Origin of the sequence: Chromobacterium sphagni (assembly GCF_001855555.1) — a bacterium.
Lineage (GTDB): Bacteria > Pseudomonadota > Gammaproteobacteria > Burkholderiales > Chromobacteriaceae > Chromobacterium > Chromobacterium sphagni.
Window position 1 is genome coordinate 1,009,576 of sequence record NZ_MKCT01000001.1, and the last position, 15,251, is coordinate 1,024,826.

17 protein-coding genes are annotated in these 15,251 nt (G+C 65.5%); 6 read left to right on the forward strand and 11 right to left on the reverse strand.

Translation table 11 applies throughout. The features are described from left to right. Positions 1-121: 121 nt before the first annotated feature. The 9 genes from ybgF to BI344_RS04955 all read right to left on the reverse strand — a co-directional run bounded on the left by ybgF (position 122) and on the right by BI344_RS04955 (position 6,853). Positions 122-859 (reverse strand): tol-pal system protein YbgF, encoded by a 738-nt coding sequence (gene ybgF, locus BI344_RS04915; RefSeq protein ID WP_071111801.1) that lies wholly within the window; start codon positions 857-859, stop codon positions 122-124. A 126-nt stretch (positions 860-985) separates the two neighbouring features. Then, entirely contained in the window at positions 986-1,507 is a 522-nt protein-coding gene (locus BI344_RS04920; RefSeq protein ID WP_071111802.1) for an OmpA family protein, read from the reverse strand. A 12-nt stretch (positions 1,508-1,519) separates the two neighbouring features. After that, a complete protein-coding gene (tolB, locus tag BI344_RS04925; RefSeq protein ID WP_071111803.1) occupies positions 1,520-2,806 on the reverse strand; it encodes a Tol-Pal system beta propeller repeat protein TolB in 1,287 nt (428 codons plus the stop codon). 32 nt (positions 2,807-2,838) lie between these two features. Then, positions 2,839-3,696, reverse strand: coding sequence for a cell envelope integrity protein TolA (tolA, locus tag BI344_RS04930; RefSeq protein ID WP_241499251.1), 858 nt, complete (start codon positions 3,694-3,696; stop codon positions 2,839-2,841). A 35-nt stretch (positions 3,697-3,731) separates the two neighbouring features. Further along, positions 3,732-4,145 carry an ExbD/TolR family protein gene (locus BI344_RS04935; RefSeq protein ID WP_071111805.1) on the reverse strand — a complete coding sequence of 138 codons (414 nt, stop codon included), beginning with the start codon at positions 4,143-4,145 and terminating at the stop codon, positions 3,732-3,734. 113 nt (positions 4,146-4,258) lie between these two features. Continuing rightward, positions 4,259-4,924, reverse strand: a complete 666-nt coding sequence (locus tag BI344_RS04940) for a class I SAM-dependent methyltransferase (RefSeq protein ID WP_071111806.1) — start codon at positions 4,922-4,924, stop codon at positions 4,259-4,261. A gap of 61 nt (positions 4,925-4,985) precedes the next feature. Then, positions 4,986-5,165, reverse strand: a complete 180-nt coding sequence (locus BI344_RS04945; RefSeq protein WP_071111807.1) for a DUF3460 family protein — start codon at positions 5,163-5,165, stop codon at positions 4,986-4,988. A 65-nt stretch (positions 5,166-5,230) separates the two neighbouring features. After that, positions 5,231-5,818, reverse strand: coding sequence for a TMEM175 family protein (locus tag BI344_RS04950; RefSeq protein WP_071111808.1), 588 nt, complete (start codon positions 5,816-5,818; stop codon positions 5,231-5,233). Between the two features lie 42 nt (positions 5,819-5,860). Then, positions 5,861-6,853, reverse strand: a complete 993-nt coding sequence (locus BI344_RS04955; protein ID WP_071111809.1) for a sensor histidine kinase — start codon at positions 6,851-6,853, stop codon at positions 5,861-5,863. Between the two features lie 491 nt (positions 6,854-7,344). On the opposite strand from BI344_RS04955, the gene BI344_RS04960 reads away from it, so the two are divergent. The 6 genes from BI344_RS04960 (at position 7,345) to BI344_RS04985 (ending at position 12,547) form a co-directional block, all read left to right on the forward strand. Further along, complete coding sequence (locus BI344_RS04960) at positions 7,345-8,499, forward strand: Re/Si-specific NAD(P)(+) transhydrogenase subunit alpha (protein ID WP_071111810.1); 1,155 nt, start codon at positions 7,345-7,347, stop codon at positions 8,497-8,499. Continuing rightward, complete coding sequence (locus BI344_RS04965; protein ID WP_071111811.1) at positions 8,492-8,791, forward strand: proton-translocating transhydrogenase family protein; 300 nt, start codon at positions 8,492-8,494, stop codon at positions 8,789-8,791. The genes BI344_RS04960 and BI344_RS04965 overlap by 8 nt, the downstream gene beginning before the upstream one ends. 3 nt (positions 8,792-8,794) lie before the next feature. Continuing rightward, positions 8,795-10,165 carry an NAD(P)(+) transhydrogenase (Re/Si-specific) subunit beta gene (locus tag BI344_RS04970; RefSeq protein WP_071111812.1) on the forward strand — a complete coding sequence of 457 codons (1,371 nt, stop codon included), beginning with the start codon at positions 8,795-8,797 and terminating at the stop codon, positions 10,163-10,165. A gap of 83 nt (positions 10,166-10,248) precedes the next feature. Next, on the forward strand, positions 10,249-10,923 hold the full coding sequence (locus BI344_RS04975) for an META and DUF4377 domain-containing protein (protein ID WP_071111813.1): 675 nt from the start codon (positions 10,249-10,251) through the stop codon (positions 10,921-10,923). 51 nt (positions 10,924-10,974) lie between these two features. Then, the gene (locus BI344_RS04980; RefSeq protein ID WP_071111814.1) at positions 10,975-11,640 is read left to right on the forward strand and encodes an META and DUF4377 domain-containing protein; all 666 of its coding nucleotides are present in this window, start codon (positions 10,975-10,977) and stop codon (positions 11,638-11,640) included. Positions 11,641-11,725: 85 nt separating this feature from the next. Then, on the forward strand, positions 11,726-12,547 hold the full coding sequence (locus tag BI344_RS04985; RefSeq protein ID WP_071111815.1) for a class I SAM-dependent methyltransferase: 822 nt from the start codon (positions 11,726-11,728) through the stop codon (positions 12,545-12,547). Between the two features lie 42 nt (positions 12,548-12,589). On the opposite strand, the gene BI344_RS04990 is transcribed toward BI344_RS04985, so the two are convergent. Next, a complete protein-coding gene (locus tag BI344_RS04990) occupies positions 12,590-13,330 on the reverse strand; it encodes a glycoside hydrolase family 16 protein (RefSeq protein WP_071111816.1) in 741 nt (246 codons plus the stop codon). Positions 13,331-13,499: 169 nt separating this feature from the next. Next, positions 13,500-15,128: a methyl-accepting chemotaxis protein gene (locus BI344_RS04995; RefSeq protein ID WP_071111817.1), complete on the reverse strand. Its 1,629-nt coding sequence runs from the start codon at positions 15,126-15,128 to the stop codon at positions 13,500-13,502. Positions 15,129-15,251: the final 123 nt, after the last annotated feature.

Here is a 15,251-nt window from a genome sequence, read left to right on the forward strand (position 1 = left end):
CGCCCGTTTTTTCTTGCGCATCGGGGGCGCGGCCGCCGGCATTGGGCCGCGCCGAATGCAAAATGCCGTCCGCCCTCGGGGGCGAACGGCATTGCCGCGCGGCAATCCAGGCGCCGGTTGCCTACATTTTGGCCAGCTGCTGCTTGGCCTTCTGCGCGGCGTCGCTCTTCGGATACAGCTTGATCAGGCGGCGGAAGGTGTTTTTCGCCTGGTCTACCTGGCCCAGGTCGCGCTGGCAGGTGCCGATATTGCGCATCGCGTCCGGCGCGAAATGGTTGCTCGGGTATTGCTCGACGAAGCGGCGGTGGATGTCGATGGCGGCGTCGTATTGGCGCAGCGCGGTATGGGCGACGCCCAGCCAGTAGCTGGCCTCGGCCGCTTGCGGCGCCTGCGGATTCTGCTGGATGTAGAGGCCCAGCGCGTTGATGGCGTTGGGGAAGTCGCGCGCGCGCAGCAGATTGAGCGCCTTGTCGTAGTCCGGGCTGGCCTGGCTGTCGCCGCTGGAAGCCTGCTGGGCGGCGGGTTGCGAGGCATCCTGCTTGCCGGTGCCCTCCAGGTGGGACAGACGGCCGTCCAGATCGTTGTAGAGATCGTTCTGGCGCTTCTGCGTGGTCTGCAGATTGTAGTTCAGCACTTCCACGTCGCCGCGCAGCTTGGCCACTTCGGCTTTCAGGTTTTCCACCTGGCTGACCATTTCCAGCAACTTGTCGTTGGACAATTTGCTTTCCACTTCGGAGAGGCGGGTTGAGGCCTGGCGGTTGACCTGATCGATCTGGCGGCGGGTGGCTTCCAGATCGCTGGAGGTGGCGCAGCCGGTCAGGATCAGCAACAGGGCGCTATGGATGGCGAGCCGTTTCATGAGGTTCCCGAGAAGTCACAAGTAAACAGCCGGATATCATAGCGGGTTGTCGGCCGAGTATCAGCCCCCGCCTGCATCCGGCTGGGAAAACGCGCGCCGGGCGGCTGGCCGCCCGTTGCAGGGCGCTTATTGGCCCTGGTAGACGACGTCGGCGCGGCGGTTTTCGGCGTAGTCGGCGTCGGACGAGCCGGTAGCCTTCGGTTTTTCCTTGCCGAAGCTCACGGCTTCCAGCTGGCTTTCCTTCACGCCCAGCACTTCCATCGCGTGCTTGACGCTTTCTGCGCGGCGCTGGCCCAGTGCCAGGTTGTATTCGCGGCTGCCGCGGGCGTCGGTGTTGCCTTGGATGATCACTTTCTTGTCGTGGCCCTTCAGGTAGTCGGAGTGGTTGGCGACCACTTCCTTGCCGGCGCCGTCAACGGTGGAGGAGTCAAAGGCGAAGTACACGCTGCGCTTGGCCAGCGGGCTGTTCGGGTCGTTCAGCGGGTCCAGCGCCACTTGGCCCTGGTTGCTGGCCGAGGTGTCGACCGGCGCCTGGGTTTGCGGCGTCGGCGCTACCGGCGTAGCGGGCGCTTCGGCGGGCTTGGTGCTGGCGCAGGCGGCCAGCAGGGTGGCAACCGCGCTGCCGAGGACGAGTTGTTTCCAGTTCATTGTGTGGCTCCCTCAAGGATTATTGAATGGACCCCATGCCGGGTCCTGTACATCGCCATTGAGCACCGCCAGCTTCACCTTGCTGCTGCCGTCCGCGGTGGCCGCATACAGCACGCTGCTGCCGCCGACGTCGCTGGAGTACAGCACCATGCGGCCATTGGGTGCGAAGCTGGGGCGTTCGCTATAACTACCATCTGACAATAGACGAGTGTCATTAGTTGCCAAATCCTGCGACATCACGCGGAAATTTCCGGCTTCGCGGCGGATGTAGACCAGGGTCTTGCCATCCGGCGACAGCTTGGGAGACACGTTGTATTTGCCTTCCCAGGTCACGCGCTGCGCGTCGCCGCCGTTTACCGGCACGCGGTAAATCTGCGGGTTGCCGCTGCGGTCGGAGACGAAGTAGACCGTGCCGCCGTCCGGGCTGAACGCCGGCTCGGTATCGATGCCGCCGTTGTACATCAGCCGGCGCGGGCTGCCGCCGGCGACGTTGAGGATATAGATCTGCGAATTGCCGCTGGTGGTGAGCACCACCGCCAGCCGGCTGCCGTCCGGGCTCCAGGCCGGGGCGGAGTTGCTGCCCTTGAAATTGGCCACCGCGCGGCGCTGGCCGGTGGCCAGGTCCTGCACCCAGACCACCGGCTTCTGGCTGGCGAAGGACACGTAGGCGATGTAGCGGCCGTCAGGGCTCCAGCTGGGCGAGATGATGGGCTCGCTGGAGCGCAGTATGGTCTGGCTGCGCTGGCCGTCCACATCCGAAATCTGCAGCGCGTAGCTGCGGCCGGATTTCAGCACATAGGCCAGGCGGGTGTTGAAGAAGCCTTTTTGCCCGGTGATCGCTTCATAGATCAGGTCGGCGATGGCGTGCGCCACCTGGCGGCTGCGGTCAGGGGTGACGGTGAATTCGCCGCTGGTCAGCTGTTTCTGCTGCGAGGCGTCCATCAGGCGGAAGCTGATCTTCAGCTGGCCGCCGGCCGTCTGCTCCACCTTGCCGATGGCGACGGATTGCGCGCCGGCGGCCCGCCACAGCGGGTAGCGGATGTCGGACGGTTCGAACGGCACGTTGGCGACGGCGGACGGATCGATCAGGCGGAAGGCGCCCGACAGCGCCAGGTCGTTGCGGATCACCGGCGTCAGGTTGCCCTGGGTGGGCGTCTCGTCCTTGAACGGCACGATGGAGATGGCGTGGCGGCTGGCGCCGCCGCCTATGATCTCGATGTTCAGCTCGGCGCGGGCGCTGCCGGCCGCCAGCATCGCCAGCAGCAGCATCCCTTTCAGTACGGTTCGCAAACTCGGCATTTCTTCCTCAAGGCTTGGGTGGCGCCGTCCGCTCAGTGCGGGCGGAAGGTCAGGGTAAAGGTCCGGTAGCCGTCATTGAAATTGGCTCCGGCCGGCAGTCTGGGGAAGGTTTTCGCCTCCCATACCGCTCTTTGCACTGCATCATCATAGGCCGCTTGGCCGCTGCTTTTCACCAATTGCACGGTTTTGACCTCCAGCGTGGGCAGCAGCGTGATCCGCAGCACCACCGCCGGATTGCCCGGCATGCCGGGCGGAATCTGTACCAGCGGCGTCACCTTGGCCTTGACCAGGTCGATCCAGCCGGCGTTGACGCCGGAGCCGTTGACCGCCCCGCCGTCGATGCCGTGCTTGCTGCCGGCCTGGTCGCTGCGGGCGTTGGGTTTGCCGCTGCTGCGGCTGCTGTCCAGGCTGGAGAGCAGGTCGTCGGCTTCCGAGTTGTAGGTCTTGGCCGGTTTGTGGCCATGCTTGGCCGCCGGCGGCGCCTCCGCCGGCTTGGCTGGTTTCTTTTCCGGCGCTTTTTCCACCGGCTTGGCTTTTTCCTGAATCTTCTTTTCCGGCTCGGCCGGCTTGGGCTCGCGCTTCGGTTTTTTCGGCTCGGGCTTGATTTCGGCCGGCGGCTTGGGTTCGGGCTTAGCTTCAGGCTTGGGTTTGGGGTGTTCCTTGCCCAGGTTCACCTCGGCCGGGGGCGTGTCCAGCGCCGGCTGGGGTTCGGGCGCCGGCGCAGGAGCCGGCGGCGGCGTGGCCGGGGCGACAACCGGCGCGGGCGGCGGCGGCGCGCTGGTCCACAGTTCCAGCGCCAGCGGCGCCGGGCTGGGCGGCGGCGTGGTCTGCAGGCCGCCCCACAGCAGCAGGCCGATCACGCCGGCATGAAACAGCGCGGAAGCTATCAACGTCCATGGACGCAGGGAAGTTGACGATTGCGAACTCATTGCTTGGGCGTCTGCTTGACGGTGAGCGCCACGCGCTTGATGCCGGCCTGGTGCAGCACGTCGGCGATCTTCACCACTTCGGCGTATTTGAGGTTGGCGTCGGCGGAGATCGCCACCGGGCGGTTGTCGTCGCCGATCAGCGCCTTGAGCTGGCCGGCCAGCTCATCCAGCGAGTCGACGGGGTTTTTCTGCTCGCCGTCTATCAGTTCGATCTTGCCGGCGGCGTCCACGGTGACCTCCAGCGGACGGACATCGATGGCGGCCGCCTGCGAGACGCTGGGCACGTCGATCACGCCCGGGGTGAACATCGGGGCGGTAACCATGAAAATCACCAGCAGCACCAGCATCACGTCGATATAGGGCACGACGTTCATCTGGTTCATCTGGCGGCGGGGACGGCGGTTCAGCATGACGGGTACGGGATTGGTTCGGTCAAGTGGCGATCATAGCATCGACGCGTTGGGCGAGGCTGGCGGCAAAAAGTTTCTGACTGCATCCATTCATCGAAAGTTCATGCGCGGCCTCAGCGCCGGGTGCACAGCGTCAGGCCGTCGCCCACCGGCAGCACGCACATGTGGATGCGCGCGTCGTGCTTGAGGCCGGCGTTGAATTCGTGCATCAGGCGCACGCCGGGCGGGTCTTCCGGCTTGGGTTCCACTACGCGGCCTGACAGGAAGATATTGTCGATGGCGATGACGCCGCCGGGCCGCACCAGTTGCAGGCAGGCTTCATAGTAGTCGCGGTAGGACGGCTTGTCGGCGTCGATGAAGGCCAGGTCGAAGCTGCCGGCCCGGCCATCGGCCAGCAATTGCCGCAGCGTGGCCTGCGCCGGCTGCAGCGCCAGCTGGATGCGGTCGGCGACGCCGGCCTTTTCCCAGTACTGGCGGGCGATGGCGGTGAAGGCTTCGCTGACGTCGCAGGCCACCACTTCGCCGTCGTCCGGCATGGCCAGCGCCACGGTGAGCGCGCTGTAGCCGGTGAACACGCCTATCTCCAGATAGCGGCGCGCGCCTATCAGCCGGGCGAGCCAGCCCATGAACTGGCCCTGCTCCGGCGCGATCTGCATCTTGGCCTGGCGGTGGCCGGCGGTGAACTCGCGCAACTCGCGCTGCACCGGATGTTCGACGACGCCGATGTTGAACAGGTAATCATGCAGGGCGCGGTCTAGCGCCACGGTACGGCTGGTCATGACGGGGCTTCCAGAATGACAAAACGCCCGCGGGGGGCGTTCGGGGGCCGGCGGCGGCGGATTAGTCCGGCTGGTAGACGTAGGGCTTCTGCGGCACGTCCGACTCTTTCCAGCGGCGCTGGTCGTCAAGGTCGGGGTGGCGGTCCCACAGGGTCAGGCGCAGTTCGCGGCGCTGGCTGTCCACTTCCGGGTTCTTGTCCAGGAAGCCTTTGATGAACTGGGTGAATTCGGACTGGTACATCGTACCCTCCATGGTGGCTGATGGCGGAATTCTAATCGATTACGCGGCGCTGTGCCACGCCGCGCCTAGGGCTGCTCCGCGCCGTACAGCATCTTCTCTATGCGCTTGTCCGGCACCAGCCACAATAACGCTACCAGCAGGTACAGCAGGCCGGACAGCCAGGTTTCGTACCAGGCGAGGCAGATCGCCAGCAGGTAGACCGCCGGCGAGATCCTGCCCTTGATGTCGTTGCCCAGCGCCTCGGACAGCCGGGTGCGGTTGCCGGGCAGGCACAGCAGCGACTTTTGCATGATCCACCAGGCGATCGAGCACATCAGCAGCACCATGCCGTACAGGGCGACCGGCAACGGCGCGTAATGGTTCTGCCCCATCCAGCCGGTGACGAAGGGAATCAGCGACAGCCAGAACAATAGATGCAGATTGGTCCACAGCACCCGGCCGTCGATGCGGCAGGTGGCATGGTAGAAATGATGGTGGTTGTTCCAGTAGATGCCGACGTAGACGAAGCTGAGCAGATAGCTGAGGAACACCGGCAGCAGAGGCGCGAGCGACCGCCAATCGGTGCCGTGCGGCACTTTCAGCTCCAGCACCATGATGGTGATGATGATGGCGATCACGCCGTCGCTGAACGCCTCCAGCCGGTTTTTCTCCATTCCTTGTCCCTTGTCGTTTTTTTGGTTCGCATTGCAACCAGCTTAGCCGTCCGGCGCCGGTTTGTCGGCGCGGCGGTAAGGCAGGCGGATGAGGGTGTAATAGCGGTCGCCGCGTTTTTCGCCAGCGAGCGAGGCCTCGGCATCGAAGAACAGCTGCAGCCTCTCGCGCAGATTGGACAGCGCCATCTGGTTGCCGCCGGGCCTGGGCGGCGCGTCCGGCGCCGGGTTGTCCAGCGCCAGTTCCAATTGTCCGCCGTAGAGGCGGGCGCCGATGACGATCTCGACCTCGCCGGCCAGTTGCTCGGCGCCGTGGCAGACCGCGTTCTCCACCAGCGGCTGCAGGATCAGCGGCGGCAGGATGGCGTCGAGCGGGGCTTCGATGCGCCAGCTGATCGTCAGCCGCGGCCCCAGCCGTTCGGTTTCTATCGCCAAGTACATGGTGGCCAGTTCGATCTCGCGCGCCAGCGTCGAGGCGCGGTCGGGGTCGGCCAATTGGGCGCGGAACAGATCGGCCAGGTTCTCCAGCACCGCCTCGGCTTTTTGCGGCTGCGAGCGGATCAGCGCGATGGCGGCGTTCAGGCTGTTGAACAGGAAATGCGGGCGGATGCGCGCCTGCAGGGCCGCCAGCCTGGCTTCGGCCAGCGCCGGCGACAAGGCGCGCTGGCGCAGCGACAGATAATGCAGCAGCAGCGCCATCGCCAACATGGCCAGCGCCGGCAGTTGCCAGGCCAGCGCCGGCTCCAGTTGCAGCCGCCACTGGCACAGCCCGAAGCTGAGGCCGGTCACGGCCAGCGCCCAGCAGGCGCCCAGCCGTTGCCGCGCCAGCCAGGGGCCGAGCACCGCCAGCAGGGCCAGCGTCAGCAGGCTGCCCGGCACCAGCAGCAGCGCGGTTTGCAGCCAGGGCCACAGCGGCTCGTTCCCGGGGAGCGTCAGCAAGCCGTCGGCGAACAGCAGCAGCAGGGGCAGCAGCAGGATGCGCAGCATCACGCCGAGATTGCGGAAGTCCGGCAGCGGAGGCGGAGTGGTACGGAGCATGGCTGGGCGCGGGGAGGGGCGATGTTGCGATCATAGCAAGCGGCCGGCGGCGCGGCATCCGCCGTCTGCAAATCCGGCGGTCCGGCAAGAGCCGAGGATAGTGGGCCGCAGCTGATCTGGCGCAAGGCGCGGCGATTCTTGCGGCTTTCCCGGCTTTACAGTCCGGCATGTCTTTCGCTAGGGTCGGCCCTCGTGAATTTAAATATCAGTTAAGTCTTATTTTAATTGCGTTCTGGCCGCGAAGCATCGCCTCGCAGCATCGCTTTGTGCAAGAAACTGGCGAAACCGCGCTGTTTTCACGCCGCGCCATGCCAATGGCTTGGTATATTGCCTAGTTGAATCCGGTTTGTCAGACGATATACGGTAGTCAATATATGGCTTGCATAATGGATGGCGGCATGCTTTTAATGTTTTTCAAACAGCTGTTCTAAACCGTGCCGCGCGGCCGTTCAAGATACTGATTCCACAATCCATTTCCAGGAGACACGCAGATGCATATCGTCATCCCGGCCGAACGGCTGGCCGGTGAACGCCGCGTGGCGGCGACGCCTGACACGGTGAAAAAACTGGTCGGCGCCGGCCATGTCGTCACGGTGGAGCGCGGCGCCGGTTTGCACGCCGCCATTGCCGACGCGGCCTACGCCGATGTCGGCGCAGGATTGTCCGAGCAGCGCCAGACGCTGCTGGCGCAGGCGGACGTCGCGCTGGTGGTGCACATGCCGGAGGCCGCCGATCTGGAAGCGCTGAAGCCGGGCGCGGCGCTGGTCGGCATGTTGGCGCCGTATGGCAATCCCTTGCTGCCGCGGCTGGCGGCGCGGCGGATTTCTGCTTTCGCGCTGGAGCTGCTGCCGCGCACCACCCGAGCCCAGAGCATGGATGTGCTGTCCAGCCAGAACAATATCGCCGGCTACAAGGCGGTGCTGCTGGCCACCCAGTTCTACCCGCGCTTCATGCCGATGCTGATGACCGCCGCCGGCACGGTGAAGCCGGCGCGGGTGCTGGTGCTGGGCGTCGGCGTCGCCGGCTTGCAGGCCATCGCCACCGCCAAGCGCTTGGGCGCGGTGGTGGAGGCCTACGACGTGCGCCCCGCCACCCGCGAGCAGGTGGAATCGCTGGGCGCCAAATTCGTCGAGGTGCCGATGACGGACGAGGAGAAGGCCGCCGGCGGCGGCGTCTATGCCCGCGAGATGTCGGCGGATTTCCAGCAGCGGCAGAACGAATTGCTGGCCAAGCATGCCCGCAACGCCGACATCGTCATCGCCACCGCGCTGATTCCCGGCAAGCCGGCGCCGCGGCTGGTGACGGCGTCGACGGTGGCGGAGATGAAGCCGGGCTCGGTGATCATCGATCTGGCGGCGGAAAGCGGCGGCAACTGCGAGCTGACCCGTCTCGGCGAGGCCTACCAAAGCGACCGCGGCGTTCATTTGGTGGGCTACGCCAATCTGGCCAGCCTGCTGGCGGCCGACGCCTCCAGCCTGTACGCCCGCAATCTGCATGCCTTCCTCGGCCTGTTGCTGGCGCCGGAAGGGCTGAAGATAGACCTGGCCGACGAGTTGATCGCCGCCACCTTGCTCACCCACCAGGGCGAGCAGCGCTTCGGCGCCGCGCCTTCCGCCACCGCCGCACAGGAGCCCCATCATGGTTGATCCCTTCATCACCAGCTTCACCATCTTCGTGCTGGCGGTCTTCGTCGGCTACCACGTGGTGTGGAACGTCACGCCGGCGCTGCACACCCCGCTGATGGCGGTGACCAACGCCATCTCCGGCATCATCATCGTCGGCGCCCTGCTGCAGACCGTGGATATCGGCGGCAGCCAGCTCACCGTCACCTCGGTGCTGGGCGCCGTCGGCGTCTTCCTGGCCAGCATCAACATCTTCGGTGGCTTCCTGGTGACTCAACGCATGCTGGACATGTTCAAGAAAAAGAACAGGGGATAAACGATGCAGAATGTTTCGGCGGTTCTTTATCTGGTGGCCGCAGTGCTGTTCATCCTGGCGCTGAAGGGCCTGTCCAGCCCGGTGTCGGCACGGCGCGGCAACCTGTACGGCATGGTGGGCATGGCCATCGCCGTGTTGACCACCCTCTTGATTCTGGACAAGCCGGTGATGGCGTTGATCGCCGTCGCCGTCGCCGCCGGCGCGCTGGTGGGCGGCTGGAAGGCACGCACGGTGGAGATGACCGGCATGCCGGAGCTGGTGGCGGCGATGCATTCGCTGGTGGGCCTGTCCGCGGTGCTGATCGCCGTCGCGGCGATCTTCCACGAGGGCGTCACCCACTCGCCGGTGCAAAAAGTGGAGCTGTTCATCGGCGCCTTCATCGGCGCCATCACTTTCACCGCCTCGGTCATCGCCTACGGCAAGCTCTCCGGCCGCTTCGGCGCCAGGGCGGTCAGCTTCGGCGGCCAACACCTGTTGAACCTGCTGTTGGCGCTGGCGATGTGCGGCTTCGGCGCCGCCTATTTCCTCAGCGGCAGCCAGGCGGCCTTCCTCGCCATGCTGGCGGTGGCGCTGGTGCTGGGCGTGACGCTGATCATCCCGATCGGCGGCGCCGACATGCCGGTGGTGGTCTCCATGCTCAACAGCTACTCCGGCTGGGCGGCGGCCGGCATCGGCTTCACGCTCAACAACCCGGTGCTGATCATCGCCGGCGCTTGCGTCGGCGCCTCCGGCGCCATCCTGTCCTACATCATGTGCAAGGCGATGAACCGTTCCATCGTCAGCGTGCTGCTGGGCGGCTTCGGCGCCGAGGCGGCCGCCCAGGGCGCGGCGGGACAGGCCGCGCCCAAGGCCTACAAGGCTGGCAGCGCCGAGGATGCGGCCTTCCTGATGTCCAACGCCGGCCAGGTGGTGATCGTGCCCGGCTACGGTCTGGCGGTGTCGCGCGCCCAGCACGCGCTGCAGGAGTTTGCGGAACTGCTGCATGAAAAGGGCGTCAATGTCCGTTATGCGATCCACCCGGTGGCGGGACGGATGCCCGGCCACATGAATGTGCTGTTGGCCGAGGCGGAGGTGCCATATGAGCAGGTGCTGGAGATGGAGGAGATCAATGCCGACTTCTCCACCACCGACGTGGTGCTGGTGATCGGGGCCAACGATGTGGTCAATCCGGCGGCGCAGAAGGACAAGCAGAGCCCGATCTACGGCATGCCGATCCTGGAGGCGCACAAGGCGCGCAACGTGATCGTGGTCAAGCGTTCCATGAGCACGGGATATGCCGGACTGGACAACGAGCTGTTTTACATGGATAAAACCATGATGGTATTCGGCGATGCCAAGAAGGTGGTGGAGGACTTGCTGAAAAACGCAGCATAGCGAGTCCGCCGCCCGCAGGTCCCCGCATCGCCCGCCCATGGCGGGCGATGCTCCATCCGAGCCGGACAATAGAAGGAACGCGCATGCCCATCCTCAGCTCCATCCTGATCAGCGGCAGCATGATGATGCCGACCCAGGCGATGCCGAATCTGCAAAACACCGAATGGCGGCTGGAAGCGCCGGCGCAAGCCGCGCCGTTGCCGACGCTGAACATAGCCGACAGCCGCATCAGCGGCTTCGCCGGCTGCAACCGCTTCACGCTGGGGATAGACGACGACGGCAAGCATCAGGTTTCCGCCACCCGCAAGCTGTGCGCGCCGGAGGTGATGCAGCGCGAACAGGCGCTGCTGGCGCTGCTGGCCGCGCCGTTCCGCCTGCTGCCGGTAGAGGATGGCAAGCACCTGAGCCTGATGGCTGGCAAGACCCGCTACCGCTTTGCGCGCCAGCCGGCGCAGAGCGCGGCGGCGGAACCGCCCGCCGCGGTCGCCGCGGCTCCGCTGCCGGCGCCGGGCGAGCAATACTGGTATGTCGCCAGCCGGCCGTGCGCCGCGGCCGCGGGGCCGTCCACCTGCCTGCGGCTGCGCAGCAGAGAGGACCAGCCGTGGCGCAATTACGCGGGTTCGATCGCCGGTTTCGAGCCGGAGGCCGGCAGCCGCTATTACCTGAAATTGCAGGGTGTGCCGGCCGCCGACGGCCAGCCGGGCTTGCAACTGATGAAAGTGGTGTACCGGGAAACGGTGACGCCGTTGGCCGATTGAAGGAACCACCGCGCCGGCGGCGCGTCCTAGTCTATTTATCAGGAAACCATGATGTATCAACGCCTGTCACTGTTGACCTTGAGCGCGGCCTTGCTGACCGGCTGCGCCGGCACCGCTGCGCCCTCCCGTCCGGCCGTTCTTCCCACCCTGGACCAGCTGCAAGGCGAGTGGAAACAGACCAACGGCGGCGAGCAGGCCACCCTGCTGCGCATCGACCAGCAGCGGCTGTTCGCCAAGGCCGGCTGCAACGGCATGTTCGGTCCGGCCACGCTGGAGGACGGCAAGCTGCGCGCCGAGCATCTGGCTTCCACCATGATGATGTGCCCGCCGGAGGCGATGCAGCGCGACGCCAAATTGTCGCGGCAACTGGAAGCCGGCATGGCGGCCAGCCTGGACGGCCAGCGCCTGACGCTTTCCGACGGCAAGGACGCGCTGGTGTTCGAGCGTCAGCCGCAGGGCGAAACCAAATTCATCTACGTCGCGCCGGAGCGCAAGGCCTGCGTCAGCGTGGCGCCGATGCAATGCCTGCAGGTGCGTGCGGACAAGTCCAAGGCTTGGGAACTGCACTACGGCGAGATCGAGGGCTTCAAGCCGGAACCGGGCGTCGCCTACCGGCTGCGGATCAAGGAAATCAACGTAGACAATCCGCCGGCCGACGCGGCTTCGATCCGCTGGGTGCTGGATCAGGTGATAGAGCAGGAAGTGATCAAGCCCTGAGGCGCCGCCTGTCGGGCGGAGGTCCGGTCCGGCATGGGATGCCGCTCTGTTACAATCGCGGCATTCGTTTTTGCAGGAGGCCGCCATGAGCCTGATTCCCGAAATCAAACCGCAGCAGTCGCTGGAATTGCTCAAAGAGCTGCATATCCTCACCCGTGACGGCAAGATCAACCAGGACACCCGCCGCAAGCTGAAGCAGGTCTACCACCTGTATCAGTTCATCGAGCCCTTGATGGCCGACGTGCTGGAGGAGAAGGGCGGCATGACGCTGGCCGACCACGGCGCAGGCAAGTCCTACCTCGGCTTCATCCTGTACGACCTGTTCCTGAAGGACAAGCCCGCCGCCCGAGTCTACGGCGTGGAAACCCGCCAGGAGCTGGTGGACAAGTCCGACGAGCTGGCCAGGCGGCTGGGCTTCGCCGGCATGAGCTTCCTCAATCTGAGCGTGGAGCAGTCGATCACCTCGGACCGGTTGCCGGAGCAGGTGGACATCGTCACCGCGCTGCACGCCTGCAATACCGCCACCGACGACGCCATCCGCTTCGCGCTGGCCAAGGACGCCAGGTACATCGTACTGGTGCCGTGCTGCCAGGCTGAGGTGGCGGCGATGCTGCGGCAGAAGAAGAACGAGACTTTCGGCAAGACGCCGCTGTCGGAGCTGTGGCGCCACCCGATTCACACCCGCGAGTTCGGCAGCCAGCTGACCAATGTGCTGCGCTGCCTGCAGCTGGAGGCGCGCGGCTACCAGTTGACCGTCACCGAGCTGGTGGGCTGGGAGCACTCGATGAAGAACGAGCTGATCATCGCCAAGAAGACCGGCAAGGGCAAGGCCAGCGCGCGCGCGCGCCAGCTGGCCATCCTGGACGAGCTGAACCTGGGCGATCTGCGCGAACGCTTCGCCTATTGACGCGCAGCGGCGGTCCGCCTGGCCCGCCGGGTCTTCTCCCGCCTAGCGCGCCGCCGCCGGGATGAACTTGAATTCCTTGATCACCACTTCCACTTCCTTGCCGTCCTTGGGCGGTTTGCCCTGGAACAGCCACAGGTTCAGATGCAACGGCAACGGTTGCTGCGGCACGCGCTGTTGGGCATCGGCCGGGGCGAAGCGCCAGCTGGCGATCTGGTACTGGTCGCCGTCTTGGAAGCCGTGCAGCGACTGGTAATACACCTGGCTGGCGCTCCAGTTGAAGCGATGGGTGCTGTAGTCGCCGTTCAGATGGAAATCGAAGGTGGATGAGGTCGGCTGCACGCCGGCCACGGCGGGATAAACGGTGTAGTTGCCGATCGGATAGGAGGCGTCGCCCCAGCGCGAGAATTCGATGTCGACCTCGTTGCTGCCGTCTTGGCCGATGTCCGGCGTCGGGTAGTTGAACAGGCCCAGCACGATATTGTCGTCGAACAGGTCGGGGCGGCCTATCAGCTTGAACTGGTAGCTGCCGAAGCCCAGCCGCTGCGGCAGGTAGAGCTCGGCCGCGCTCCACTTGCCGCCCCGATGGGCGATCTTCAGGTGCAGCTGGCCCTGGGCGTCCAGCCAGACGTTGTTCTCGTTCCAGACATTGGGGCCGGGGCCGCTGCTGCCCTGGTTGCGCACTTCCCAGCGGTAGCCGGAGAAATTAATGGTCTTGGCGGCGGCCGCGCCGCACAAGATCAGGCCGGTCAGCAGGGCGGCGGCGATTCGCAACGATGTTTTCATGAGGGGGGGCCATTTGGCGACCCCGCCAGCTTGCCACAGCATGATTGCAGGAAACCATCCGCCGCGCCGCAAGGACAGGCGGCGGTTGCATGAAAACAGGCCAGCCGTGCGACTGGCCTGCGTCGATTTGCCCGGCGAGGCTCCCCTAGGAGCCGTGGATGGTTGGGCGCTACAGCCGGAAGCGCTCGGTCACGCTTTGCAGCGCGTGCGACAAGGCATTGAGCTGGCTGGAGGTGGTGGCCAGCTCCTCCACCGTGGCGCTGTTGGCCTCGGCCATCTGCGACACTTGTTCCATGCTTTGCGCCAGGCTGAGGCTGGCGGTGCGCTGCTCGCCCAGCGCGCTGGTGATGTTGCTTATGGTGCCGACGATGGACTGGGTGCTGCTGCCTATCTCCTCCATCGAATCGCTGGCCTCGCGCGCGCTGCCGGATACCGCGTCCACGCTGGCCAGGCTCTGCTCCATGCTGCCCACCACCTTGGTGACGCCTTGCTGGATGGCGCTGATCATCTGGGTGATTTCCTGCGCCGAGCTGGCGGTGCGCTCGGCCAGCTTGCGCACTTCGTCGGCCACCACCGCGAAGCCGCGGCCCATCTCGCCGGCGCGCGCCGCCTCGATGGCGGCGTTGAGCGCCAACAGATTGGTCTGGTCGGCCACGTCGCGAATCACGGTGACGATGTTGCCGATGCGTTGCACCTCGCCGGTCAGGCCGCGCATCTGTTCCGAAGTGGCGGCCACCGCGTCGCTGACCGACTGGATCTTGCCCACCGAGGCCTGCACCGCGTGGCCGCCGCGCCCGGCGAGATCGCCGGCCTCCTTGGCCTGGCGCGACGCTTCGTTCGAGTTGTCGGCCACATGGTTGATGCTGACGGTCAACTGTTCAATAGTGGCGGCGGCTTCGGAGGTGGCTTCGGACTGGCGCTGGGCGCCGCCGGCCACCTGCTGCGCCATGCTGGCCAGCTCGTGGGCGGAGTCCGACACCTGGTTGGCGTTGTCCTTGATGTTGGACACCACCTCGCGCAGGCCCTGGCGCATGTGCTGGATGTTGCGCGCGATCTCTATCGCTTCGTCGCGGGAGGCCGGCAACGCCTCGTCGGCGCCGGACAGGTCGCCCTGCTGGATATTGCGCACCAGTTGCGCCGACCTTCGCAGCGGCGTGGTCACGAGATTGGAGATGAACAGCGCCACCACGATGGAAACCAGCAGCGCCGCGACGGCGGCGGCCAGCATGATGCCCACTGCCTGGCTGTAAGCGGTCTTGCTCTCAGCCGTCGCCTGCTGCACGCGGTCGTTCTGATAGGCGGCAAGCTCATTCAGGGCCTTCATGAAGCCCTCGTTGGCCGGCACGAAATGCTGCTTCAGGAAGACCACCGATTCGGCGTCCTTGTTGGCGCGCACCAGGGCGTAGAGCGGCGCGTATTGCGCCGACAGCACATTGCGCGCCTGTATCGCCCGGTCGAAGATTTCCCTGCCCTTGGACGAGACCAGCGCCTTGTCCAGCTCCTGCAGGCTGGCGGTGTTCTCGGCGCGTAGCGCCTCGATCTTGGCGATGACGGACTCGATCTCCGCCGGACTGCTGGCGATGATGGCGTCGCGCACCTTGCGCGCCACATCGAAAGTGACCAGCACGATCTTGTTGCACAGCGCGGCCTTGGGATAGCGGTTCTCGGTGATCTCCAGCTCCTTGGCCTGGATGGTGTCCAGCTTGAGGATGGCCGTGAAGACGATAGCGGCCAGGATCAGGATCAGCAGGCCGTAGCCCGCCAACAGCTTTTGTTTGACGGAGAGCTGATACAGCATTGATTTCTCCCTGGGAGAGGCGACCCGGACAGTGAGGCGCGGCGATGGGTCAAAGGCCTCCGCGTGTCCCATATGTTGAAAAATAGTTGCCGCGGCGGAAATAGGAAAACCCATTCTTCGCCG